22 protein-coding genes are annotated in these 24,358 nt (G+C 44.1%); 17 read left to right on the top strand and 5 right to left on the bottom strand.

Translation table 11 applies throughout. The annotated features are described in order from the left end of the window. Window positions 1-33 precede the first annotated feature (33 nt). The 3 genes from kdpB to WDV74_RS11275 are packed head-to-tail and all read right to left on the bottom strand — an operon-like array spanning window position 34 to window position 3,904. On the bottom strand, window positions 34-2,100 hold the full coding sequence (gene kdpB / locus WDV74_RS11285; protein WP_338882888.1) for a potassium-transporting ATPase subunit KdpB: 2,067 nt from the start codon (window positions 2,098-2,100) through the stop codon (window positions 34-36). Between the two features lie 16 nt (window positions 2,101-2,116). After that, window positions 2,117-3,814 (bottom strand): potassium-transporting ATPase subunit KdpA, encoded by a 1,698-nt coding sequence (gene kdpA / locus WDV74_RS11280; protein WP_338882887.1) that lies wholly within the window; start codon window positions 3,812-3,814, stop codon window positions 2,117-2,119. Then, entirely contained in the window at window positions 3,815-3,904 is a 90-nt protein-coding gene (locus WDV74_RS11275; protein ID WP_338882886.1) for a potassium-transporting ATPase subunit F, read from the bottom strand. It lies immediately after the preceding gene. A 350-nt stretch (window positions 3,905-4,254) separates the two neighbouring features. Here WDV74_RS11275 and WDV74_RS11270 point away from each other — a divergent pair, with 350 nt between their 5' ends. Next, window positions 4,255-4,464, top strand: coding sequence for a YbfA family protein (locus WDV74_RS11270; protein ID WP_338882885.1), 210 nt, complete (start codon window positions 4,255-4,257; stop codon window positions 4,462-4,464). A 178-nt stretch (window positions 4,465-4,642) separates the two neighbouring features. Further along, window positions 4,643-5,386 carry a type 2 GTP cyclohydrolase I gene (locus WDV74_RS11265; protein ID WP_338882884.1) on the top strand — a complete coding sequence of 248 codons (744 nt, stop codon included), beginning with the start codon at window positions 4,643-4,645 and terminating at the stop codon, window positions 5,384-5,386. A gap of 101 nt (window positions 5,387-5,487) precedes the next feature. Here the strand turns inward: WDV74_RS11265 and WDV74_RS11260 are convergent, their stop codons facing one another. Next, entirely contained in the window at window positions 5,488-6,636 is a 1,149-nt protein-coding gene (locus WDV74_RS11260) for a multidrug effflux MFS transporter (protein WP_338882883.1), read from the bottom strand. Window positions 6,637-6,756: 120 nt separating this feature from the next. Between WDV74_RS11260 and WDV74_RS11255 the strand changes: the two genes are divergently transcribed. After that, complete coding sequence (locus tag WDV74_RS11255) at window positions 6,757-7,542, top strand: helix-turn-helix transcriptional regulator (protein ID WP_338882881.1); 786 nt, start codon at window positions 6,757-6,759, stop codon at window positions 7,540-7,542. Window positions 7,543-7,634: 92 nt separating this feature from the next. On the opposite strand, the gene WDV74_RS11250 is transcribed toward WDV74_RS11255, so the two are convergent. Next, a complete protein-coding gene (locus WDV74_RS11250) occupies window positions 7,635-8,918 on the bottom strand; it encodes a citrate synthase (protein ID WP_338882880.1) in 1,284 nt (427 codons plus the stop codon). A 639-nt stretch (window positions 8,919-9,557) separates the two neighbouring features. Between WDV74_RS11250 and sdhC the strand changes: the two genes are divergently transcribed. From sdhC to tolQ, 14 genes are all read left to right on the top strand, one after another. Continuing rightward, the gene (gene sdhC, locus WDV74_RS11245; RefSeq protein ID WP_193848979.1) at window positions 9,558-9,947 is read left to right on the top strand and encodes a succinate dehydrogenase cytochrome b556 subunit; all 390 of its coding nucleotides are present in this window, start codon (window positions 9,558-9,560) and stop codon (window positions 9,945-9,947) included. After that, window positions 9,941-10,288 carry a succinate dehydrogenase membrane anchor subunit gene (sdhD, locus tag WDV74_RS11240; RefSeq protein WP_047770308.1) on the top strand — a complete coding sequence of 116 codons (348 nt, stop codon included), beginning with the start codon at window positions 9,941-9,943 and terminating at the stop codon, window positions 10,286-10,288. The genes sdhC and sdhD overlap by 7 nt, the downstream gene beginning before the upstream one ends. Next, window positions 10,289-12,055 (top strand): succinate dehydrogenase flavoprotein subunit, encoded by a 1,767-nt coding sequence (sdhA, locus tag WDV74_RS11235; protein WP_338882879.1) that lies wholly within the window; start codon window positions 10,289-10,291, stop codon window positions 12,053-12,055. A gap of 37 nt (window positions 12,056-12,092) precedes the next feature. Further along, window positions 12,093-12,809 carry a succinate dehydrogenase iron-sulfur subunit gene (locus tag WDV74_RS11230; RefSeq protein WP_338882878.1) on the top strand — a complete coding sequence of 239 codons (717 nt, stop codon included), beginning with the start codon at window positions 12,093-12,095 and terminating at the stop codon, window positions 12,807-12,809. A 336-nt stretch (window positions 12,810-13,145) separates the two neighbouring features. Beyond that, window positions 13,146-15,953, top strand: a complete 2,808-nt coding sequence (sucA, locus tag WDV74_RS11225; protein ID WP_338882877.1) for a 2-oxoglutarate dehydrogenase E1 component — start codon at window positions 13,146-13,148, stop codon at window positions 15,951-15,953. A 14-nt stretch (window positions 15,954-15,967) separates the two neighbouring features. Beyond that, on the top strand, window positions 15,968-17,179 hold the full coding sequence (gene odhB / locus WDV74_RS11220; RefSeq protein ID WP_338882876.1) for a 2-oxoglutarate dehydrogenase complex dihydrolipoyllysine-residue succinyltransferase: 1,212 nt from the start codon (window positions 15,968-15,970) through the stop codon (window positions 17,177-17,179). Window positions 17,180-17,337: 158 nt separating this feature from the next. Continuing rightward, window positions 17,338-18,504, top strand: a complete 1,167-nt coding sequence (gene sucC, locus WDV74_RS11215) for an ADP-forming succinate--CoA ligase subunit beta (protein WP_074022389.1) — start codon at window positions 17,338-17,340, stop codon at window positions 18,502-18,504. Further along, a complete protein-coding gene (sucD, locus tag WDV74_RS11210; RefSeq protein ID WP_193848991.1) occupies window positions 18,504-19,373 on the top strand; it encodes a succinate--CoA ligase subunit alpha in 870 nt (289 codons plus the stop codon). The genes sucC and sucD overlap by 1 nt, the downstream gene beginning before the upstream one ends. A 636-nt stretch (window positions 19,374-20,009) precedes the next feature. Continuing rightward, window positions 20,010-21,581 (top strand): cytochrome ubiquinol oxidase subunit I, encoded by a 1,572-nt coding sequence (gene cydA, locus WDV74_RS11205; RefSeq protein ID WP_338882875.1) that lies wholly within the window; start codon window positions 20,010-20,012, stop codon window positions 21,579-21,581. A gap of 14 nt (window positions 21,582-21,595) precedes the next feature. Further along, window positions 21,596-22,735, top strand: a complete 1,140-nt coding sequence (gene cydB, locus WDV74_RS11200; RefSeq protein WP_338882874.1) for a cytochrome d ubiquinol oxidase subunit II — start codon at window positions 21,596-21,598, stop codon at window positions 22,733-22,735. Between the two features lie 11 nt (window positions 22,736-22,746). Beyond that, a complete protein-coding gene (gene cydX / locus WDV74_RS11195) occupies window positions 22,747-22,869 on the top strand; it encodes a cytochrome bd-I oxidase subunit CydX (RefSeq protein ID WP_338882873.1) in 123 nt (40 codons plus the stop codon). Between the two features lie 16 nt (window positions 22,870-22,885). Beyond that, on the top strand, window positions 22,886-23,146 hold the full coding sequence (ybgE, locus tag WDV74_RS11190; RefSeq protein ID WP_338882871.1) for a cyd operon protein YbgE: 261 nt from the start codon (window positions 22,886-22,888) through the stop codon (window positions 23,144-23,146). A 115-nt stretch (window positions 23,147-23,261) separates the two neighbouring features. After that, window positions 23,262-23,666, top strand: a complete 405-nt coding sequence (ybgC, locus tag WDV74_RS11185; protein WP_338882869.1) for a tol-pal system-associated acyl-CoA thioesterase — start codon at window positions 23,262-23,264, stop codon at window positions 23,664-23,666. Further along, window positions 23,663-24,352, top strand: a complete 690-nt coding sequence (gene tolQ, locus WDV74_RS11180) for a Tol-Pal system protein TolQ (protein ID WP_338882867.1) — start codon at window positions 23,663-23,665, stop codon at window positions 24,350-24,352. The genes ybgC and tolQ overlap by 4 nt, the downstream gene beginning before the upstream one ends. Window positions 24,353-24,358: the final 6 nt, after the last annotated feature.

Genomic DNA, 24,358 nt, shown 5'->3' with positions numbered 1-24,358 from the left:
CCGATTTTTAAGTATGCTGTAGTGAAAAGATCGTTAGTTAAACATTAAGACAGTGAGCAATATGTCAATAATTTTGATACCCACAAAAGGTACAAGCAGGCCACCAAGTCCATATAGCCATAGATTCCGGCGCAAGAGTGACAATGCATTCATTGGGCGATAACTGACGCCCTTTAGGGCCAATGGTAGTAAAAAGATGATGATTATCGCATTGAAGATAACCGCAGACAGTACTGCCGATTCTGGAGAATGCAGGTGCATGATGTTTAACACATTAAGTTGTGGGTACGTTACGGAAAAAGCCGCGGGAATGATGGCAAAATATTTAGCAATATCATTGGCAATACTGAATGTGGTTAAGGCTCCGCGGGTCATTAGCATCTGTTTGCCAATATGGACAACTTCGATCAACTTGGTGGGATTAGAATCCAGATCAACCATATTGCCAGCCTCTTTCGCTGCTTGTGTGCCTGAATTCATGGCAACAGCCACATCTGCTTGTGCCAGCGCTGGTGCATCGTTTGTACCATCACCTGTCATGGCAACCAAGCGTCCTTCTGATTGATATTGACGGATAAGGGCAAGTTTCGCTTCGGGAGTGGCTTCTGCCAAAAAGTCATCAACGCCTGCTTCGGCGGCAATGGCTGCGGCTGTGAGATGATTGTCACCCGTGATCATGACAGTCTTGATCCCCATTTTGCGCATTTCACTGAAGCGTTCTTTAATTCCGCCTTTCACAATATCTTTTAAGGCAACAACACCTAAAACCTGCTGGTTCTCAGCAACAACTAAGGGGGTTTCCCCCTTATGTGCAACTTGCTGTACGAGTTGGTCAATCACATCCGGGAAATGGCTGTGATTAGCTTCAATATGGCGACGAATAGCATCGACAGCGCCTTTGCGGATCATGCGATTACCAATATTGACTCCACTCATGCGCGTCATTGCGGAGAAGGGGACAAATGTGGCATTTAATTCCCGTAGATCGCGTTCACGCATATTGAAACGTTGTTTTGCCAGGATCACGATACTGCGTCCTTCCGGTGTTTCATCCGCGAGAGAAGAGAGTTGAGCAGCATCAGCCAATTGCCGTTCCGTTATGCCTGGTGCGGGTAAAAATTGGGACGCCTGACGATTTCCTAGTGTGATAGTGCCCGTTTTATCGAGTAGCAAAACATCAACATCCCCAGCGGCTTCAACGGCTCGACCGCTGGTAGCAATAACGTTGGCTCCCAACATCCGGCTCATACCCGCAACGCCAATAGCTGACAGTAATCCACCAATGGTGGTGGGGATCAGGCAAACCAGTAAAGCAATCAATACCGTAAGTGTAATAGGCGCACCAGATTGGTTAGCCTGAACGCTAAACAAGGAAAAAGGCAGCAGACTGACACAGACCAGCAGAAAAATAATGGTCAGTGCAGTGAGCAGAATGGTGAGGGCGATTTCATTGGGGGTTTTACGTCGTCTGGCACCTTCAACCATTGAGATCATTCTGTCTAAAAAGGTTTCTCCCGGATTGACGGTGCATTCGACGATTAACCAATCTGATAAAACTCGCGTCCCACCGGTGACAGAGGAAAAATCGCCGCCGGATTCGCGGATAACTGGCGCTGATTCTCCGGTAATAGCACTTTCATCAACGGAAGCTCCTCCTTCAAGGACTTCTCCATCACAAGGAATAATTTCTCCGGCTTCCACCAATACAATATCGCCTTTGCGCAAGGTGTCAGAAGTGACTTTTTCTTTTGCGGCCTCACGGCTGGATGAGGCTAGTTTGGTTGCCCAATTAGTTCTTTTTACCCCTTTCAGACTGGAGGCTTGAGCCTTACTACGTCCTTCAGCCAGTGCTTCTGCAAAGTTGGCAAAAAGTACGGTAAACCATAACCAGAGAGCAATGGCACCAGTAAAAAGTGCGCTGCCCGTTAGTTGTCCCACTAATATGCCAATCCATAAGAGGGTGGTCAGGCAACTTCCCACATAAACGACGAACATGACCGGATTGTGCCATTGTTGAGCCGGATGGCATTTTTTTAACGAATCGATAAGTGCACTGCGAATTAAAGTCGGTTCAAATAATGCTTGTTGTTTATTTTTCATGCGCTACCTCACACTCTTACGGCCAAAGTTGTAGATGTTCTGCGATAGGGCCAAGAGCCAGAGAAGGAATAAACGTAAGGGCACCAATCAGTAAAATGACCAGGATTAATAGTCCAATGAAGAGCGAGCCGTGAGTCGGTAAGGTGCCACTGCTAATTGGCTGGCGTTTTTTGTTAACCATAGAACCGGCGATTGCCAGAACAGGCAGAATGATACCAAAGCGCCCAAGAAACATGATGACGCCCAACAATAGGTTGTAGAAGATATTATTGGTATTGAGTCCGGCAAAGGCACTGCCGTTGTTGTTGGCTGCGGATGAGAAAGCATAAAGTACTTCAGTGAAACCATGAGCTCCGGGATTTGCAATAGCGCTGCGGCCTGCATCGATTGAAATTGCCAACGCCGTGCCTAATAAAACAAGCGAAGGCGTGATTAAAATTGCCAGTGCGACCATTTTCATATCGTAGACATCGATTTTTTTGCCTAAGTATTCTGGTGCGCGGCCAATCATTAAGCCCGCAATAAATACGGCAAGCAGAACGAACAGCAATATGCCATAAAGACCAGAACCCGCCCCACCGAATATGACTTCCCCGATTTGCATCAACCAAAGCGGTATCATGCCACCCAGTGCGGTAAAGGAATCATGCATCGCATTTACGGCACCGCAGGAAGCGGCTGTCGTCACAACGCTATAGAGCGAAGAGGCCAGGATGCCAAAACGAGTTTCTTTGCCTTCCATATTAAAATGGTTACTGACATTGGGGGGCATGAGCTGAGCATTACCTGTGGTTTCGGCATACATCACAACGCTGGTGGCAATAATAAAAATAATGCTCATTGTCCACAGTAGGGCATACCCCTGACGGTTGTCGCCAACAACCAGACCGAATGCGAAACATAATGCACAAGGGATTAAGAAAATAGCCAAAACTTGAATAAAGTTACTAAGTGAAGTTGGGTTTTCAAATGGATGGGCTGAGTTTGCTCCAAAAAAGCCTCCGCCATTAGTTCCTAAAAGTTTTATCGCTTCTTGGGAAGCGACTGGCCCCATAGGAAGCCATTGTTGTTGTCCCTCAAGAGAGTGGATAGGGACATAGGGCGAAAAGTTTTGGATAACACCTTGACTGACAAAGAATAAGGCCATAATGATCGCAAGCGGAAGTAAGAGATATACAGTGATACGTGTAATGTCTATCCACGCATTCCCTACTGTTTTAGTGCCTTGACGGGAAAGTGCCCGCATTAAGGCAAAAGCCACAGCAATTCCCGTTGCCGCAGACAGAAAATTCTGAACAGTCAATCCGGCCATTTGGCTCAGGTAACTGAGGGTATTTTCTCCGCTATAAGATTGCCAATTGGTATTAGTGATAAAACTGATCGCGGTATTAAATGCCAGATCCCATCTCATGCCCGCAAAATGTTGTGGGTTCAGGGGCAAATGACCTTGGCTGATCAGCAGTGTAAACAGTAATAATAATCCGGCGATATTGAATATGAGGATGGTGAGAGCATACTGCCACCAGTTCATTTCTTTGACATGGCTGCCCGGTTTTTGCAGGCTACAACAACGCCATAAGATGGTTTCTGTTTTGGTCAGCCAGTGAGGTAATTCTCCTTCGACGAGCCGGGCAATCAGGATACCAAGCGGTTTACTTAATAGAAATAGTATGAGCAGGAAACTGGCAATCAGTAAAAAAGCAGATATTGCCATTTAGAAATCCTCCGCATTCAATAACGCATAAATTAGATAGCTCAGTAATAGCGTCACCAGAAAAATGCCAAGGATCAGGAAGATATTCATGGTGGTGTATCTCCTTGCTTATTTCTTCAAGAAATAGTCAGTTACAGCATAGAAATACCATACAAAGAGGTTATTAAAAGGGTTCCTGAAAGCGTAAAAAAGTATAAATGCTCTGTGGAATTCATCGACAAAGCATCATAAATCAAGTGTAGCAAACTATGTCGAGTTAATTTTTTGTTTTCAATTTGTTTGTTTTGTTTCTGTTTAAGTGTAATTTTGTAATTAAATTACGAAATCAGAGAAAAATGTGATTTATATCATTTTAAAAGTGGTCGGATGAGTAGTAAGTTTTCATTTTATCGGATAAAATTTTATGCATATTACAGGTTAAGCCCATGAGGGGGGTATCAATGTCTATATATCGTGCATACTCTTGGCATCAAATTCTCTTGCGGCGTATTGGCGCTATATCACTGGGTGTCATTGCGCTGCCTGTTATGCTATTTCGTCGTGATCGTGCCCGTTTTTATAGCTATCTGTATAAAGTATGGCGAAAAACCAGTGATAAGCCAGTATGGCTGGAATGTTCAGAAATGACTTTAGAGATTTGGGATCGCTAAAATAGCATTATGATTGAGCCTAACCGGGCATTTTGAATATAACATCTTGGCACCTTGTTGGTTTATTCTGGCAAGGTGTTTTGTTTTATATTGGATTTATAACTAATCTGTTTTGACTTAGTCCATGACTGGTATGTATTTTATGGTGAAGAAAATGCTAAATGACAAGGGGAATGTGATGAACAATGTTGAATTGGAGCATGTGCTCAATACGGAATTGAAGATCCGTGAATTTCAAGATTACGCTCCCAATGGATTACAGGTGGAAGGCCGTCCTCACGTTCAACGGGTAATTACAGGCGTGACAGCCTGCCAGGCACTGTTGGATGAAGCTGTTCGCCTTGAGGCGGATGCTGTCATCGTTCATCATGGATATTTTTGGAAGAATGAGTCTCCGGTTATCCGTGGCATGAAGCGTCGCCGTTTGCAAACATTGCTTTGTAATGATATCAACTTGTATGGTTATCACCTTCCGTTAGATGCTCATCCTGTTTTAGGTAACAATATCCAATTGGCCCGTCAGATGGGGGTGAAAGTTATCGGTGAGATTGATACTCTCCTTCCTCATGGTGCTTTTGATCAACCTATTACACCGGCAGAATTGACTGAACGTCTCGAAAAAAACTTGGAGAGAAAGATACTGCATTGTGGTGATAATGCACCTGAAGAGATCCGCACACTGGCGTGGTGTACAGGTGGTGGTCAAGGTTTTATCGAACAGGCGGCGGAGTTTGGTGTTGATGCCTTTGTGACAGGAGAGGTATCAGAAAAAACGATCCATGTTGCCCGTGAAATGGGACTGCATTTTTTTGCGGCAGGGCACCATGCGACAGAGCGCTATGGTATCAAAGTACTCGGTGAATGGCTGGCGAATAATTATGGATTGGATGTGACTTTTATCGATGTTCCTAACCCAGCTTGATTTTTAGTCACCGATATACGCATTAAACTTCAAGTTGCAACTTACAACACTCTATGAAATCACACGCATCTTGAAGTTAGATTGGCCTATAGCCCTGGGTTTTATTTCCATTTCGGGACGTGGGGCTTTTTATTTTGAAAGAGAGATAAAACAATCATTGCGATCCCACAACATATTAATACGCAGCCTAATGCCTGACCCCAGCCTGCCAATGCCAAACCAAGCCCCAGCAGCAAATAGTAAAACAACCCAAGTAAAGCCCCGGCTGTACCTCGCCTATCTGAATAGTTAGTTAATGCAGAAGCTAAAATATTTGGGATCGCCAACCCATAAGCGATGACTATTCCCAATATTGGAAAAATAAAGAGCCAGCTATTTTCGAGCAAATATACACCGATCCCACTGAATAAACTGATTAATGAAGCAAGGGTAACTATTTGGATTGAGCCTGATTGTTGCTTTAATAGATATTTGTTTAATAGTGAACCTAATCCAACGCCGAAAGTTAATAACAAACCAGTATAACCAAATACTTTCTGTGATAATCCGAATTGTTGGAAACGAAATGGCGCTAATTGGTAATAGCTAAACAAACAAATATTGAAAAGTGCGATCAAAAACGCATTTCGCCAAATTGAAATATCCTTAATCATCATAATTACTGTGCTGAATAAAGCCACCTTTGTTATATCCGTTGGCCGGGTTTCTGGTAATCGGGCAATAGACCAACAGATCAGGATAACTGCCAGAATAGCTAACCCAGCAAAGACGGCTTTATAGCCAGCAAAATAGTTCAATGTTGAACCACTGAGCATGCCAATAGCAGGGCTGATGGCTAAGGCAATGCCCATGACAGAAAAGACACGTGTTAACTCTTCCCCACGATACGTATCACGCATAATGGTTTGTGTGCCAATAGAGCCAACTGCGGCTCCGAACGCAGACAGCATTCGGGCAATGAGCAATAACCAAAATTGTTGTGTCAATAATGCCAACAGGGAAGCGAGGCCATAGAGTGATAGACCAGTAATAATAGTTGGGCGCCTGCCAATGACATCACACATACGTCCCCATACGACAACACCAAGGGCAAAAGCAAAAAAGTAGAGTGATAGTGTTTGGGCGGCTTGTTCTGGATTGACGGAAAATCCAACGGCAATATTGATTAATGCGGGACTATAGATGGTTTCTACGATCTGTGGGAACATCATCAAAGCAATAGCGAGCCAGATTGATGGTCTATTTTGCATGATTTTTTTTCTTTTGCTGATAAGTGATGGCTTGAAAGGTTAGCATTATGGTTGTTGTCTTTTTATGATAATAAAGACTATTTGTTTATTTAATCGGACATGAAATCAGAAGGAATAAACATGGCATGGCTGCAACAAAGTGACTATTTTGATCCTGATAGCTTGGATATGCCTGTAATAGGGATCGCAGCAGAGATGGGGCAACACGATTCTGGCTTTCACCAACATGATATGGGGCAATTACTGTTTACCCAACGGGGCTGTATCAAGATTACATTGGCAAACCAGATTTCTGTTCTGCCTCCAAGTAGAGTGGCTTGGATCCCTCCCAGAACACGGCATCGGGCAGAAATGCGTGGTTCTGTAGGTTACCGTTCTATTTATTTAAATTCTAATTATTTGAAATCTTTTGAAATGGAGTCACTTTCGACGCAAAGTGCAATATTGGAAGCCACACAACTATTGCAGGCTCTTTTAGAGCGTATCGCGATATCTTCTTTTGACTCTGATTGGTATCAGGGAAAAGGGGTAAATTTGTTAGTACTATTTTTTGATGAAATTCGCGAGGCACGTAGGGAACCAACTTTATTGCCGTTGCCGTCTGATCGGCGTTTAGCGCATTTGTCATTTGATCAATTGCCGTCACCATTACACATACTGGCGACTTATATCGGTGCCAGTGAGAAAACCATTACCCGGATATTTCAGCGTGAAACAGGAATGAATTATCAACAGTGGCGGCAGCAATGGCGATTGGTAAAGGCAATAGAGTTATTGGCGCAGAATAAAACATTATCCTATGTTGCACAGGAACTCGGTTTTGCCAATGATAGTGCGTTTGTGACATTTTTTCGCAAAGTTATGGGGAGACCGCCAAGAGAATATATGGCGGGTTCAAAGAGATAAAACAAAACTACGCCCCTGATATCAGAATAAAAACTGACATAAGAGGCGCAGAAATACATTACTCAAAATGAGTCCGATGTAGATTGATTAGATTACTTTTTCAGCTGGCTTTTGAAATCGCGTTTTGCGTGGCCAGTATAAAGTTGGCGCGGACGTGCGATCTTCAAGCCTTCATCATGCATTTCATTCCAGTGTGCAATCCAGCCAATAGTACGGGCAATGGCGAAAATCACGGTGAACATGGTCGATGGAATACCCATCGCTTTCAGGATAATGCCTGAATAGAAGTCGACGTTTGGATACAGTTTTTTCTCAATGAAGTATGGGTCATGCAAGGCAATACGTTCTAATTCCATTGCCACTTCCAGTAGACTGTCATTTAGGCCAAGCTCATTGAGTACTTCATGACAGGTTTCACGCATCACTGTTGCGCGAGGATCATAGTTTTTGTAAACACGGTGACCAAAGCCCATCAAGCGGAAAGAGTCATTTTTGTCTTTGGCGCGAGCGATGAATTCAGGAATGTGTTCGACAGTTTGGATCTCTTCCAACATCCGTAAGCAGGCTTCATTTGCTCCGCCATGTGCTGGTCCCCATAGGGATGCAATGCCCGCAGCAATACAGGCAAATGGGTTGGCACCAGAAGAACCCGCAGTACGCACCGTTGAAGTTGAAGCATTTTGTTCATGATCTGCATGCAGAATGAAAATGCGATCCATAGCGCGTTCTAATACTGGATTAACCTTATATTCCTCACACGGTGTCGAGAACATCATGTGCAGGAAGTTAGCAGCATAAGACAGATCGTTACGTGGGTATACGAAAGGCTGCCCAATTGAATATTTGTAACACATTGCCGCAACAGTTGGCATTTTGGACAACAGGCGATAAGCAGTGATTTCACGATGGCGAGGATTATGGACATCCAACGCATCATGATAAAAGGCCGCTAGTGCGCCTGTCACACCACAAAGTACAGCCATTGGATGGGAATCGCGACGGAAACCATGGAACAGACGGGTGATCTGTTCGTGGATCATAGTATGACGAGTCACCGTAGTTTTAAATTTTTCGTATTCTTCGGGAGTGGGGGGTTCGCCATATAGCAGAATGTAACAGACTTCCAGATAGTTCGATTCCGTTGCAAGCTGATCGATGGGAAAACCACGGTGTAGCAAAATGCCTTCGTTGCCATCAATATAGGTGATTTTCGACTCACAGGAGGCGGTGGAAGTAAAACCTGGATCATAAGTATAGAAGCCTTTTGAGCCGAGGGTACGAACGTCAATCACTTCAGAACCTAGGGTCGGCGTTAGCACGTCTAGTTCGATAGCAGCTGAACCATTTATGTCCAACGTAGCCTTTTTATCAGCCATTTATATCTCCTTAGCGCTTATTTTTATAAACCCTAACAACCAGATAGGCGCAATTTATACTGTGCCGAAGGCATTGTGCTACCGGAGAGAATTTAAAATCAGGCTGGTATCACATTTAACGCTGAAATCTCATTACGGATGACAATGGTTTTCAGGTTGTTAAAAAGTTTTTGGAAGTTATGTTGAAAGTACTATTTACATTTAAAGTATTATTTACATTAAATGTTATCATTTTGTGCTTATATGATACTTTTACATAACTTTTATTTTTCGTTAAGATTAATTTTTCATCATAAAATGATGGAAAATAATATATAGCGATATATATGTAAGATAAATGTTTAATCTTTGTCAAACAAGATTGTTGGTTTTATGAGAAATGTTTGAAGCGTGATCTTTCTCACTGTTCAAGCTAAATGTTAATAATCGTATTGTGTGGCAATTGTAATAACAATGTGAAGTAATTATACTTCCATAAGGTCTCCGGATTATCCTGATGTAGGAGCGCCCAGCGTAACCAAATCACAACTTTTGATGAACTGTAAGGATTGTTTAAGTTAATTATGTTGTGTCTTTGTATCCTCTTCGCGCTGTCTGATTCCCGCTCGGAACCGGAGGATGGAAAATAAAAAAAGCTTTGTGGGCAAAATTGTGAAAAAACAAAGACCTGTCAACCTTGATCTGCGGACGATTAACCAACCCGTCTCCGCGATAGCATCGATCTTGCACCGTATCTCAGGCATTATTACCTTTATCGCAGTTGGCATTCTACTGTGGTTATTGGGGATGTCATTATCTTCGCAAGAGGGCTTCCTACAGGCATCTGAAATCATGACTGGCTTCTTCGCCAAATTTATCCTGTGGGGGATATTGACGGCGCTGGCTTACCACATCTGTGGGGGGATTCGCCATGTGTTGATGGATTTTGGCTTTCTGGAGGAAAATCTCGCTACCGGTAGTGCATCTGCCAAAGTAGCAATAGCAATCGCGGTTATTCTGTCTATTCTGGCTGGGGTATTATTATGGTAAGCAACGCATCCGCTTTGGGTCGTACGGGTATTCAGGATTGGCTGCTACTGCGCGCATCCGCAATTATTATTGTTTTGTACGTCCTCTATCTCGTCGGTTTTGTCGCAACAACGTCGGATATTACCTATGAAGTCTGGCGGGGTTTCTTTTCTTCATCCCTCACTAAAGTATTCACTGTGTTGACGCTGCTTTCCATTCTGGTTCATGCGTGGATTGGAATGTGGCAGGTACTGACAGATTATGTCAAACCGCTCGCACTGCGTCTGGTTTTGCAACTGGTGATTATTGTGGCGCTGTTAACTTATTTGATTTACGGAACAATTGTGGTGTGGGGTGCATAAATGAAACTGCCAGTAAGAGAGTTTGACGCTGTTGTTATTGGTGCTGGTGGCGCAGGTATGCGTGCTGCACTACAAATTTCACAAATGGGGTTATCCTGTGCTTTGATTTCCAAAGTGTTCCCAACTCGTTCTCACACTGTATCAGCACAGGGTGGGATCACTGTTGCGTTGGGCAATTCCCATGACGATAACTGGGAATGGCACATGTATGATACGGTGAAAGGTTCCGATTATATTGGTGACCAGGATGCCATCGAGTACATGTGTAAGACTGGCCCAGAAGCCATTTTGGAACTGGAACACATGGGGTTGCCATTCTCCCGTCTGGATGATGGCCGTATTTACCAACGCCCATTTGGCGGGCAATCCAGGAATTTTGGTGGCGAGCAGGCTGCTCGTACTGCCGCTGCTGCCGACCGAACTGGCCACGCACTATTACATACTCTGTATCAGCAGAATTTAAAAAACCACACGACTATTTTCTCCGAATGGTACTCGTTGGATCTGGTTAAGAATCAGGATGGTGCCATTGTCGGTTGTACCGCGATTTGTATCGAAACCGGTGAAGTGGTCTATTTCAAAGCTAAGGCGACTATTTTGGCAACCGGTGGTGCTGGTCGTATCTTCCAATCCACAACTAATGCGCATATCAATACCGGTGATGGTGTGGGGATGGCATTACGTGCGGGTGTTCCTGTTCAGGATATGGAAATGTGGCAATTCCACCCAACGGGTATTGCTGGCGCGGGTGTTCTGGTTACGGAAGGTTGTCGTGGTGAAGGTGGTTACCTGCTGAATAAAGATGGTGAGCGCTTTATGGAGCGTTATGCGCCAAATGCTAAAGACCTTGCTGGCCGTGATGTAGTCGCACGTTCTATGATGATCGAAATCCGTGAAGGTCGCGGCTGTGAAGGCCCGTGGGGTCCGCACGTTAAACTGAAACTGGACCATCTGGGTAAAGACGTATTGGAATCTCGCCTGCCAGGTATTCTTGAATTATCCCGTACTTTCGCCCACGTCGATCCGGTGAAAGAGCCGATCCCTGTTATCCCAACTTGTCACTATATGATGGGGGGGATCCCAACTAAGATCACTGGTCAAGCGCTGACAGTCAATGAAAAAGGCGAAGATGTAGTGATCCCTGGTTTGTTTGCTGTGGGTGAAATTGCTTGTGTCTCTGTTCACGGTGCAAACCGTCTGGGGGGTAACTCACTGCTTGACCTGGTGGTATTTGGTCGCTCCGCAGGCTTGCATTTGAAAGAATGTCTGATGGAACAAGGCACTAGCCGTGATGCCAGCGAATCTGATGTTGATGTGGCTCTTCAACGTTTGGATCGTTGGAATCATACCCGTTCAGGTGAAGATCCAGTGGAAATCCGCAAGGCATTGCAAGCTTGTATGCAGCATAATTTCTCGGTATTCCGTGAAGGTGATGCGATGGCAAGAGGACTTGAAGAGCTGAAAGTGATCCGTGAACGTCTGAAAAATGCTCGTCTGGATGATACTTCATCAGAATTCAATACCCAACGCATTGAATGTTTGGAATTGGATAACCTGATGGAAACGGCTTATTCAACTGCGGTTGCTGCGAATTTCCGTACAGAAAGTCGTGGTGCCCATAGCCGCTTTGACTATCCAGAGCGTGATGATGCTAACTGGCTGTGCCATAGCCTCTACTTACCGCAAACTGAGAGCATGACTCGTCGTGAAGTAAATATGCAGCCAACGCTGCGTGAAGCTTTCCCGCCGAAAGTGCGTTCTTACTAATTGCATTGCTGATGTTCCAGTTGCGGAGAAATAGACTATGAAACTTGAATTCTCAATTTATCGTTATAATCCAGATGTTGATGATGTACCTCATATGCAGGATTACACGCTGGAAGCAGAGGAAGGGCGCGACATGATGTTGCTGGATGCGCTCATCCAGCTAAAAGAGCAAGATCCAACCTTGTCATTCCGTCGTTCTTGTCGTGAGGGGGTTTGTGGCTCTGATGGCGTGAATATGAACGGTAAAAACGGCTTGGCATGTATTACACCCATTTCAGCGCTGCGTCGTGGCAATAAGAAAATTGTTATTCGTCCATTGCCTGGTTTGCCTGTAGTTCGTGATTTGGTTGTTGATATGGGGCAGTTCTACGCGCAATATGAGAAAATCCGTCCTTATCTGATTAATGATGGTAAAAATCCCCCTGCGCGTGAGCACCTGCAATCACCAGCCCAGCGTGAAAAGCTGGATGGTTTGTATGAATGTATCTTATGTGCCTGTTGCTCAACATCTTGTCCATCATTTTGGTGGAATCCGGATAAATTTATCGGCCCAGCTGGCCTTTTAGCGGCATACCGTTTTCTGATTGACAGCCGTGATACTGAAACAAGTTCACGATTGGATAATCTGAATGATGCATTCAGTGTTTTCCGTTGCCATGGAATTATGAATTGCGTCAACGTATGTCCTAAAGGGTTGAACCCGACAAAAGCGATTGGTCATATTAAATCTATGTTGCTGAAACATAGCGCATAATGAAATAAAAATTTGTGCATAAATAACACATAAATAGTGTGTAAATAGTGCATATAATGTTGCCCTCCACAATTTTGAAATAAATATCAAATCAGTGGAGGGCATAAAGAATGAAAAATGATAAATTGCCTGCTGCTAAAAAGACGAAGTATGTTTCCAAATAAAGGGATCTTTAAAAACTGATAGTTAGTTTTTAAAGGTTCCTTGAAGGGTAGGAAAACCCATAGAAGAACATGCATTAAGCACGTCCAAATGAACCTTTTATCAACACCGCTAATTAAGCGGTATTTGTTAACCACGGCGAAAACTAAAGCTTTTAAAGCTTAAGGGATCACAATGCAGAACGGCGCAATGAAGGACTGGCTGGACTCAAGCTTTCTGGCTGGTGCAAACCAGTCTTACATAGAGCAAATCTATGAAGACTATATAACCGATCCTAATTCTGTTGATGCAAGTTGGAGAGAAATTTTCCAACAATTACCAGATGCAGGACTTAGCGGCGAACAACTTCACTCACAGACACGCGATTATTTCCGTCGTCTGGCAAAAGATGCCACACGTTATCACACTTCAGTCAGCGATCCAGCAATGGATGCAAAACAAGTCAAAGTTTTGCAGCTCATCAATGCATTCCGCTTCCGCGGGCACCAACATGCAAATCTTGATCCATTGGGATTATGGAAACAGGAACTTGTACCTGATCTTGAGCCTGCTTTCCATAATTTAACAAAAGCGGATTTTGAAGAAACCTTTAATGTAGGCTCTTTTGCCATTGGTAAAGAGACAATGAAATTGGCTGATCTGTATGACGCGCTGAAACGCATTTATTGCGGTTCAATTGGTGCGGAATATATGCATATCACCAATACGGAAGAAAAACGTTGGATCCAGCAACGTCTGGAGTCAGTGGCAGTCAGTTCACAGTTTAGTGCGGAAGAAAAGCGTCGTTTCCTGAAAGAATTAACGTCAGCGGAAGGTTTGGAACGCTATTTAGGTGCTAAATTCCCAGGGGCGAAACGTTTCTCCCTGGAAGGTGGTGATGCGCTTATCCCTATGTTAAAAGAGTTGATCCGTCACGCGGGTAAACAAAATACCCGTGAGGTGGTATTGGGGATGGCTCATCGTGGTCGCCTCAACGTTTTGGTCAATCTCTTGGGTAAAAAACCGGTTGATCTGTTTGACGAATTTGCAGGTAAACATAAAGAGCATCTGGGCACAGGTGACGTAAAATACCATCAAGGTTTTTCTTCTGATTTTGAAACTGAAGGTGGTTTGGTGCATTTGGCACTAGCCTTTAACCCATCTCACCTTGAGATTGTCAGCCCTGTTGTTATCGGTTCTGTACGTGCCCGCCGTGATCGTCTTGATGAAGGTCGCAGTAACATGGTTCTGCCGGTCACCATCCACGGTGATGCCGCAGTCACAGGGCAGGGGATTGTTCAGGAAACGTTGAACATGTCTCAGGCTCGTGGTTATGAAGTTGGCGGTACTGTTCGTATCGTAGTGAACAACCAGATTGGCTTCACCACGTCTAACCCGAAAGATGCTCGTTCAACACAATATTGTACTGATATTGTGAAAATGGTTCAGGCACCAATTTTCCACGTTAATGCCGATGATCCGGAAGCGGTGGCATTCGTTACTCGTCTGGCACTTGACTTCCGTAATACCTTCAAACGTGACGTCATGATCGACTTGGTTTGTTACCGTCGCCACGGTCATAACGAAGCGGATGAGCCAAGTGCAACTCAGCCACTGATGTACCAGCAAATCAAAAAACAACCAACTGCACGTAAAATCTATGCAGATAAATTGGTAGCGGAAGGTTTGCTGGAAGCCAATGATGTTACTGAGATGGTGAACCTGTACCGTGATGCATTGGATCATGGTGAATGTGTTGTCGATGAATGGCGCCCAATGGGGCTGCACTCGTTTACATGGGAACCCTACTTAAACCACGAATGGGATGAAGAGTATCCACATCAGATGGATATGAAACGTCTACAAGATCTTGGCAAAAGCATCAGTACCGTTCCTGCCGAAGTAGCAATGCATTCACGTGTTGCGAAAATCTATAACGACCGTGCAGAAATGGCTAATGGCAATAAATTGTTTGACTGGGGTGCTGCGGAAACACTGGCGTACGCGACCCTGGTTGATGAAGGTATACCTGTCCGTATTTCTGGTGAAGATGCGGGACGTGGTACTTTCTTCCACCGTCATGCTGTTATTCACAATCAAAACAATGCTTCTGTTTATGTGCCCTTGGCGAATATCCATAATGGCCAAGGTGTATTTAATGTATGGGATTCTGTCCTTTCAGAAGAAGCGGTACTGGCATTTGAATACGGTTATGCAACAACTGAACCCCGTGTTTTGACGATTTGGGAAGCCCAATTTGGTGACTTTGCCAACGTGGCTCAGGTTGTGATCGACCAATTTATCAGTTCTGGTGAACAGAAATGGGGCCGAATGTGTGGCTTGGTTATGTTGCTGCCACATGGCTATGAAGGACAGGGACCAGAACACTCATCGGCACGTCTGGAGCGTTATCTGCAACTGTGTGCTGAGCAAAACATGCAAGTTTGCGTACCATCTACTCCAGCTCAGGTTTATCACATGTTGCGTCGTCAGGCTCTGCGTGGTATGCGCCGTCCGCTCATCGTGATGTCACCGAAATCATTACTGCGTCATCCATTGGCAGTATCTACTCTGGATGAATTAGCGCATGGCAAATTTGAGCCAGTGATTGGTGAAATTGACGCTTTAGATCCAAAAGGTGTTAAGCGCGTTGTGCTTTGTTCCGGCAAAGTTTATTACGATCTGCTGGAACAGCGTCGTAAGAATGAACAGACTGACGTTGCTATTGTGCGTATTGAACAGCTGTACCCATTCCCACGTCATCATCTGCAAGCTCAGCTTGAGCAATATGCTCATGTTCATGACTTTGTCTGGTGTCAGGAAGAGCCACTGAACCAAGGGGCTTGGTATTGCAGTCAACATAATTTCCGTGAAGCAATCCCATTTGGGGCTTCTTTACGTTATGCAGGTCGTCCGGCATCTGCTTCCCCAGCTGTGGGATATACGTCTGTTCACCAGCAGCAACAGCAAGCACTGGTTAATGACGCACTGAACGTTGAATAAATTAAGGATAGAAAATGAGTAGCGTAGAAATTCTGGTTCCAGACCTTCCTGAATCTGTTGCAGATGCCACTGTGGCAACATGGCATAAAAAACCAGGTGACACCATAGAGCGTGATGAAGTGTTGGTTGAAATTGAAACGGATAAAGTGGTTTTGGAAGTACCAGCAAGTGAAGCCGGTGTTTTGGAATCTATTTTGGAAGAAGAGGGTGCCACTGTACTGTCCAAGCAACTGTTAGGTCGTATCCGTCTGGGTGACAGCACGGGTATCCCTGCTGAAGTAAAAGCAAAAACAGAAACAACGCCAGCACAGCGTCAAACCGCCTCTTTGGAAGAAGAAAGCAACGATGCACTAAGTCCTGCGGTTCGTCGTCTGATTGCCGAGCATGATTTAGATCCTGCTGCCATTAAAGGCAGTGGTGTTGGTGGTCGCATTGTCCGTGAAGACATAGAAAAGCATATCGCTGCAAATAAAAAAGAGAGTGATAAGCCCGTTGCATCTGCTGAACAGCCATCCTTATTGCCACACCGCAGTGAAAAACGTGTCCCAATGACGCGTTTACGTAAGCGTGTTGCAGAACGTTTGCTTGAAGCGAAGAACAATACGGCAATGTTGACAACTTTCAATGAAGTTAACATGAAGCCAATTCAGGAATTGCGCAAGCAGTATGGCGATGCGTTTGAGAAACGCCATGGTATGCGTCTGGGCTTCATGTCTTTCTATGTGAAAGCGGTTGTTGAAGCATTGAAACGTTATCCAGAAGTGAACGCTTCCATTGATGGGACAGATGTGGTTTACCACAACTATTTTGATATCAGTATTGCTGTATCTACACCACGTGGTCTGGTTACACCAGTATTGCGCGATGCAGATGCATTGAGCATGGCTGACATTGAGAAAAGCATCAAAGAGCTGGCTATCAAAGGCCGCGACGGTAAACTGACTGTTGAAGAACTCACGGGCGGTAATTTCACTATTACCAACGGTGGTGTCTTCGGCTCTCTGATGTCCACCCCGATCATTAACCCACCACAAAGCGCGATCCTTGGTATGCATGCCATTAAAGATCGCCCAATGGCGGTAAATGGTCAGGTTGAGATCCTTCCGATGATGTACTTGGCACTGTCCTATGACCACCGTCTGATTGACGGTCGTGAGTCAGTCGGCTTCCTGGTGACCATCAAAGAAATGCTGGAAGATCCAACACGTTTGTTGCTGGATGTATAGCATCACTGTCGGCGGAGAGTGTTAATTCTGCCAAGTCTGAAGTAGTACGACGTTGATGTAAAAATATATGCAGGCCAGCCCCTTGGGGCTGGTCATATCCAGAGCAACAAAATAGAAGGTAATTTACCTTTCTTAAATTAAATTATGGATAGAACATCATGAATTTACACGAGTATCAGGCAAAACAACTTTTTGCACGGTATGGTTTACCAGCACCTGCTGGCTATGCTTGTACCACACCGCGCGAAGCAGAAGAAGCAGCATCCAAGATTGGTTCAGGTCCTTGGGTCGTTAAATGTCAGGTTCATGCAGGTGGCCGCGGTAAGGCGGGTGGCGTGAAAGTCGTCAACAGTAAAGAAGATATTCGCACTTTTGCTGAACAATGGCTGGGCAAACGACTGGTAACTTACCAGACAGATGCACAGGGGCAACCTGTTCATCAGATCTTGGTGGAAGGGGCTACCGATATTGCCAAGGAGCTGTATCTTGGGGCTGTTGTTGATCGTGGTACACGTCGTGTAGTGTTCATGGCCTCTACTGAAGGTGGCGTCGAAATAGAAAAAGTGGCAGAAGAAACGCCTGAGTTAATTCATAAAGCCATTATCGACCCACTCTCTGGCCCTATGCCGTATCAAGGCCGTGAATTGGCGTTCAAACTTGGTTTGACGGGTAAACAAGTTGGTCAATTCACCAAGATTTTCTTGGGATTGGCTAACTTGTTCTTAGAGCGTGATTTGGCATTGGTCGAAATCAACCCTCTAGTGATCACAACGCAAGGTGATCTGGTTTGTTTGGATGGAAAATTAAGTGCTGATGGTAATGCGATGTTCCGTCAGGCTGAATTGCGTGAAATGCACGATCCTTCGCAGGAAGATCCACGTGAAGCACAGGCTGCACAGTGGGAACTGAATTATGTTGCGCTGGATGGCAATATTGGTTGTATGGTGAATGGTGCAGGTCTGGCAATGGGAACGATGGACATTGTCAAATTGCATGGTGGTGCACCAGCAAACTTCCTTGATGTCGGTGGTGGTGCTACAAAAGAACGTGTTACCGAAGCATTTAAAATCATTTTGTCAGATGAAAATGTTAAAGCCGTTTTGGTTAATATCTTTGGTGGTATTGTCCGCTGTGACTTGATTGCTGACGGCATTATTGGTGCGGTGGAAGAAGTGGGTGTTAACGTACCGGTAGTCGTTCGTCTGGAAGGAAACAATGCTGAACTGGGTGCTAAAAAGCTGGCGGATAGCGGTTTGAACATCATTGCCGCTACCAGTTTGACTGACGCAGCTAAACAGGCAGTAGCCGCAGCGGGGAATAAATAATGTCTATTTTGATCGATAAAAACACCAAAGTGATTTGTCAGGGTTTTACTGGCAGCCAGGGGACTTTTCACTCCGAACAGGCGATAGCCTACGGTACTCAAATGGTGGGTGGCGTAACACCGGGTAAAGGTGGCACTGAGCATTTAGGGTTACCTGTATTCAACACCGTGCGTGAAGCCGTTGAAGCAACGGGTGCAACCGCTTCTGTAATCTATGTTCCAGCACCATTTTGTAAAGATTCCATTCTGGAAGCGATTGATGCAGGCATTAAACTGATCATCACTATTACAGAAGGCATCCCAACACTCGATATGTTGACCGTTAAGGAAAAACTGGATCAAGCTGGTGTTCGTATGATTGGTCCTAACTGTCCGGGAGTCATTACTCCTGACGAATGTAAGATCGGCATCATGCCTGGTCATATTCACAAGTCAGGTAAAGTGGGCATTGTTTCCCGTTCAGGCACATTGACTTATGAAGCGGTTAAACAGACCACAGATGCTGGGTTGGGGCAATCTACCTGTGTCGGTATCGGTGGTGACCCGATCCCGGGTTCGAACTTCATCGATATTCTGCAACTATTCCAGGAAGATCCACAGACAGAAGCGATTGTCATGATTGGTGAAATTGGTGGTACAGCCGAAGAAGAAGCTGCGGCTTACATCAAAGAGCATGTGACTAAGCCGGTTGTTGCTTATATTGCGGGTGTGACTGCACCTAAAGGTAAGCGTATGGGTCATGCCGGAGCGATTATCGCAGGTGGTAAAGGAACAGCAGATGAGAAATTTGCTGCACTGGAAGCTGCTGGCGTGAAGACCGTCCGTAGCCTTGCAGACATTGGCGATGCTGTAAAAGCGTTATTAGCATAACAATCACAAAATAAACCATTTTTATAGAAAAAGGCTGCCCTAGGGTGGCCTTTTATTTTTTATTCATAATATTAACAGTAGGTTAGTTCATTTATAAGATGATTTATTTTTCAATTTAATTTAATTAGGTTTTAGTAAAATCTATTTATTTGATTAATTAAATTGAAAAAATATTTTTTCTAAAGAATGAAAACGAAAAGTTAATTTTCTAACGAATTTTACAGTAAAAAATAAATTACGAACCATTACAAATAACAACTTATTAACATTAGATAAACTATAATGAAATAATAACTGTAAAGATTAACAAAATAAGGAAAAAATTGACTAAAATCAATTTATTACTCTATATTGTATTCGCTAAACTTGATTAAATTGATCTAGTATATATAGGTATTAACTTGAGAATGTATGGTTTTGTTGACCTATATTCAGAATTCTAAGCTGAGTCACGTAAAAGCTATTTATTGTATGTGAATATAGGCGTAATATTATTGTGGTATCTATTGAATTTTCCATTTTGTAATAATTCATTGTTGTGTTTGAGGCATTTATTGCTGGTAGTTACGAGACTTTCGTTTTACGAAGTCGGGTTGCCGCAAGTCGGTGTCTTCCTGCTAGGAGCAAGGAGTCAAGATGTTTGATATTGTCGAACTGTCACGATTACAGTTTGCCTTAACTGCTATGTACCATTTTCTGTTTGTACCATTAACGCTTGGTATGGCGTTTTTGCTTGCGATCATGGAAACGGTATATGTCCTTTCTGGCAAACAAATCTATAAAGATATGACAAAATTCTGGGGTAAGTTATTTGGTATTAACTTTGCTCTAGGTGTCACAACGGGCTTGACCATGGAGTTCCAATTCGGAACCAACTGGTCATATTTCTCACATTATGTTGGTGATATTTTCGGTGCGCCTCTGGCCATCGAAGGTCTGATGGCATTCTTCCTCGAATCTACATTCGTTGGCCTGTTTTTCTTCGGGTGGGATCGACTGAGTAAGAAACAACACTTGGCGGTTACCTGGCTGGTTGCATTAGGCTCTAACTTCTCTGCATTGTGGATCTTGATTGCGAATGGTTGGATGCAAAACCCGATTGCGTCTGACTTTAACTTCGAAACCATGCGAATGGAGATGGTGAGCTTTAGCGAACTGGTACTTAACCCAGTGGCACAGGTGAAATTTGTCCATACTGTTGCAGCGGGTTATGTGACAGGGGCTGTTTTTGTGCTAGGTATCAGCTCTTACTATCTGCTTAAAGGGCGTGATTTGGGGTTTGCTAAACGCTCTTTTGCGATTGCAGCGAGTTTTGGTATGGCAGCGGTACTGTCTGTTATTGTTCTGGGTGATGAATCTGGATATGAAATGGGGGACGTGCAGAAAACCAAACTAGCAGCAATTGAAGCAGAGTGGGAAACCCAGCCACCTCCAGCTTCATTCACGCTGATTGGTCTTCCTGATCAGGATAAAATGGAAAATAAATACGCCATCCAAATTCCTTACGTTTTAGGTTTAATTGCTACCCGCTCAACAGATACCCCGGTCGTTGGCTTGCGTGATTTGATGAGCCAGCATGAGCAACGTATCCGTAATGGTATTAAGGCCTATGAATTACTGGAAAAACTGCGTGCAGGTAATGTTGATCCAAGTGTTCGTAGTGCATTCAATGAAAGTAAGAAAGATCTTGGCTATGGCATGCTCGTGAAGCGTTATACCCAAAACGTAACTGATGCAACAGAAGAGCAAATCAAAGCTGCTGCGAAAGACTCTATTCCACGTGTAGCGCCGCTCTACTTTGCATTCCGTATCATGGTTGCTGCTGGCTTTATTATGCTGTTGGTTATCGGCCTGTCGTTCCTGAGTGTTCTCCGTAACCGTATTGGTCAACATAAATGGCTGTTGCGTGCTGCATTGTTCAGTATTCCATTGCCATGGATTGCCATTGAGTCTGGTTGGTTTGTCGCAGAATATGGTCGTCAACCATGGGCGATTGGTGAGGTGTTGCCAACGGCTGTCGCGGCATCAACACGCAGTGTTGGCGATCTGATTTTCTCAATGGTGCTGATTTGTGGTCTGTACACTTTGTTCTTGATCGTAGAGATGTTTTTGATGTTCAAATTTGCTCGTCTTGGCCCAAGTAGCCTGAAGACAGGTCGTTACCATTTTGAACAAAAAACAGTGTCTTCAGCGAATAATATTGAGTAAGCAGGAGTCCACTTATGCTTGATTATGATGTATTACGATTTATATGGTGGCTGCTGATTGGTGTGTTACTGATCGGTTTCACCGTGACTGATGGTTTTGACATGGGGGTGGGTATCCTGCTGCGGATCATTGGTAAAAATGATACCGAACGCCGTATCATGATTAACTCAGTTGCCCCACATTGGGATGGTAACCAGGTTTGGTTAATTACCGCGGGTGGTGCTCTGTTTGCTGCATGGCCAATGGTATATGCCGCCGCTTTCTCTGGCTTTTATGTGGCAATGATCCTGGTTTTGGCTGCATTGTTTTTCCGTCCGGTGAGTTTCGATTACCGTTCAAAACTGGAAAACAGCAAATGGCGCAATATGTGGGATTGGGGGCTGGCTATCGGTAGTTTCGTACCTGCATTGGTTATCGGGGTGGCATTTGGTAACTTGCTGCAAGGTGTACCATTAGCAGTCGATTCTTACCTGCGTGTCTCCTATGAAGGCTCATTCTTTGGATTACTGAACCCTTACGGATTGTTGGCAGGGGTGATTAGTCTGATGATGATTGTGACACAAGGTGCAACTTATCTGCAAATGCGTACAACGGGTGAACTGCACCTACGTTCCCGTACCGCAACCCATGTTTGTGCAGCGATAACGGCAATAGCATTCCTATTAGCAGGAATATGGCTGATTTATGGCATTGATGGTTATGTTGTCACGGGGGGGCTAGATGTTAATGCTGCATCTAATCCGTTACATAAAGAAGTCATTCAGCAGGCAGGTGCATGGCTGATCAACTTCAATAACTACCCGCTTTTGTGGGCGATACCTGTGCTGGGAGTGATTCTTCCTCTGCTGACTATGCTGTCTACTTGGATGGATAAAGGCGCCTGGGCATTCTTGTTCTCATCCCTGACAGTGGCTTGCATTATCCTGACTTCAGGCATTGCTATGTTCCCGTTTGTTATGCCATCAAGCCTTGACCCGAATGTCAGTTTGACTATGTGGGATGCGACATCCAGTCAGTGGACGTTGCAAGTTATGTTAGTTGTTGCGCTTATCTTTGTTCCTACTGTGTTGTTGTACACCATTTGGTGTTACTACAAAACTTTCGGGCGTTTGGATAAGAACTATATTGATAACAACAAACACTCACTGTACTAAGGAGCATAGGCATGTGGTATTTTGCTTGGATTCTCGGAACGCTCTTGGCTTGTAGTTTTGCGGTCATTGCTGCTTTGGCACTTGAGCATAGCGAATCACAAAACGCTTCTGAGAGTGACAAAAATAATGGCTGATAGATGCTACCAGCTTATGGATAAGGGCCTATTGAGGGCTCTTATCCTCATTATCGCTTTAACACTTGCTGCATGTGTGTTTTGGGATCCGGCACGTTTTGCCGCCAGCACCAGTTCACTACAAATATGGCAAGGTATTTTATTGATTTGGGCAGTTTGTTCTGGCGTTACTTTTGGTGTTGGTTTTCATCCTAAGAGTATTATCTGGCGATTGTTTTTTCACCCATTACCCGCATTTCTTATTCTTCTTTTTGGCTTATATCATTTCTTTAAATAAACTAGTTGTAATTTTATAGGCTGATAGCCTATAAATTTTTTTTTACTAATAAGTCATTCCAAAGCGCTATTGTCTTAAGTATAGTGACAGCGTCAATTCGCCTAATTAGGATTATATGAGTAATATGTTGTTCCGTTGGCCTATCCGTGTTTACTACGAAGACACAGATGCTAGTGGTGTGGTTTACCACGCTCGGTATTTGGGTTTTTACGAAAGGGCTCGTACAGAGATGTTGCGTGAAAGAGGTTTTCACCAACAGTCTATGCTGGATGAGCAAGTTGGTTTTGTTGTTAGTCGTATGACGATTGACTATCGGAAACCAGCAAAACTGGATGATCAACTGATTGTTGAAAGTGAAGTTACGAATATCCGTGGAGCTTCCCTAACATTTATTCAACGAATTGTTGATTGTAATGGCGTAGTTTTCAGCAGTGCGGAATGCCTGGTTGTCTACGTGAATTCATCTCAAATGAAGCCGATTGCGCTTCCAAAGTCTATTGTCGCGGAGTTTAAGCAGTGACTGACATGAACATCCTTGATTTATTTCTTAAGGCAGGTTTTTTAGTACAACTGATCATGCTGATTTTGATTGGTTTTTCTATCGTCTCTTGGGCAATTATTATTCAACGGACAAAGATCCTTAATGCTGCAAGCCGTGAAGCAGAGGCATTTGAAGATAAATTTTGGTCTGGTATTGAATTATCTCGTCTTTACAAAGAAAGTCAGTCACGCCGTGATTCATTAAATGGTATTGAACAGATATTCCATTCTGGGTTTAAAGAGTTTGCTCGTTTACATCAGGCAAATAACGCTGCACCAGAAGCTGTTATTACAGGAACTTCCCGTGCCATGCGTATTTCACTAAATCGTGAATTGGAAGTATTGGAAAATCACATTCCATTTTTGGGTACAGTAGGTTCCATCAGTCCTTATATTGGTTTGTTTGGTACGGTCTGGGGGATCATGCATGCCTTTATCGCCTTGGGAGCAGTTAAACAAGCAACTCTGCAAATGGTGGCTCCCGGTATTGCTGAAGCTCTGATTGCAACAGCTATTGGCCTATTTGCGGCAATTCCTGCGGTGATGGCTTATAACCGTTTGAACCAGCGTGTTAATAAATTAGAACAAGTTTACGATAATTTTATGGAAGAATTTCTGGCGATTTTGCATCGTCAGGCATTTGCTTCTAATACTGTTAAGTCGTAATAAATC

It is taken from the genome of Xenorhabdus sp. TH1 (assembly GCF_037260955.1).
Taxonomy (GTDB): domain Bacteria; phylum Pseudomonadota; class Gammaproteobacteria; order Enterobacterales; family Enterobacteriaceae; genus Xenorhabdus; species Xenorhabdus griffiniae.
The sequence above is the reverse complement of the archived record's forward strand: the minus strand, read 5'-3'. Positions and strand labels throughout refer to the sequence as shown.

Bases quoted from the DNA above. Each gene is read 5' to 3' on its own strand.
- kdpB (WP_338882888.1), bottom strand. From the start codon at position 2,100: ATGAAAAATAAACAACAAGCATTATTTGAACCGACTTTAATTCGCAGT.
- kdpA (WP_338882887.1), bottom strand. From the start codon at position 3,814: ATGGCAATATCTGCTTTTTTACTGATTGCCAGTTTCCTGCTCATACTA.
- WDV74_RS11275 (WP_338882886.1), bottom strand. From the start codon at position 3,904: ATGAATATCTTCCTGATCCTTGGCATTTTTCTGGTGACGCTATTACTG.
- WDV74_RS11270 (WP_338882885.1), top strand. From the start codon at position 4,255: ATGTCTATATATCGTGCATACTCTTGGCATCAAATTCTCTTGCGGCGT.
- WDV74_RS11265 (WP_338882884.1), top strand. From the start codon at position 4,643: ATGAACAATGTTGAATTGGAGCATGTGCTCAATACGGAATTGAAGATC.
- WDV74_RS11260 (WP_338882883.1), bottom strand. From the start codon at position 6,636: ATGCAAAATAGACCATCAATCTGGCTCGCTATTGCTTTGATGATGTTC.
- WDV74_RS11255 (WP_338882881.1), top strand. From the start codon at position 6,757: ATGGCATGGCTGCAACAAAGTGACTATTTTGATCCTGATAGCTTGGAT.
- WDV74_RS11250 (WP_338882880.1), bottom strand. From the start codon at position 8,918: ATGGCTGATAAAAAGGCTACGTTGGACATAAATGGTTCAGCTGCTATC.
- sdhD (WP_047770308.1), top strand. From the start codon at position 9,941: ATGGTAAGCAACGCATCCGCTTTGGGTCGTACGGGTATTCAGGATTGG.
- sdhA (WP_338882879.1), top strand. From the start codon at position 10,289: ATGAAACTGCCAGTAAGAGAGTTTGACGCTGTTGTTATTGGTGCTGGT.
- WDV74_RS11230 (WP_338882878.1), top strand. From the start codon at position 12,093: ATGAAACTTGAATTCTCAATTTATCGTTATAATCCAGATGTTGATGAT.
- sucA (WP_338882877.1), top strand. From the start codon at position 13,146: ATGCAGAACGGCGCAATGAAGGACTGGCTGGACTCAAGCTTTCTGGCT.
- odhB (WP_338882876.1), top strand. From the start codon at position 15,968: ATGAGTAGCGTAGAAATTCTGGTTCCAGACCTTCCTGAATCTGTTGCA.
- sucC (WP_074022389.1), top strand. From the start codon at position 17,338: ATGAATTTACACGAGTATCAGGCAAAACAACTTTTTGCACGGTATGGT.
- sucD (WP_193848991.1), top strand. From the start codon at position 18,504: ATGTCTATTTTGATCGATAAAAACACCAAAGTGATTTGTCAGGGTTTT.
- cydA (WP_338882875.1), top strand. From the start codon at position 20,010: ATGTTTGATATTGTCGAACTGTCACGATTACAGTTTGCCTTAACTGCT.
- cydB (WP_338882874.1), top strand. From the start codon at position 21,596: ATGCTTGATTATGATGTATTACGATTTATATGGTGGCTGCTGATTGGT.
- cydX (WP_338882873.1), top strand. From the start codon at position 22,747: ATGTGGTATTTTGCTTGGATTCTCGGAACGCTCTTGGCTTGTAGTTTT.
- ybgE (WP_338882871.1), top strand. From the start codon at position 22,886: ATGGATAAGGGCCTATTGAGGGCTCTTATCCTCATTATCGCTTTAACA.
- ybgC (WP_338882869.1), top strand. From the start codon at position 23,262: ATGAGTAATATGTTGTTCCGTTGGCCTATCCGTGTTTACTACGAAGAC.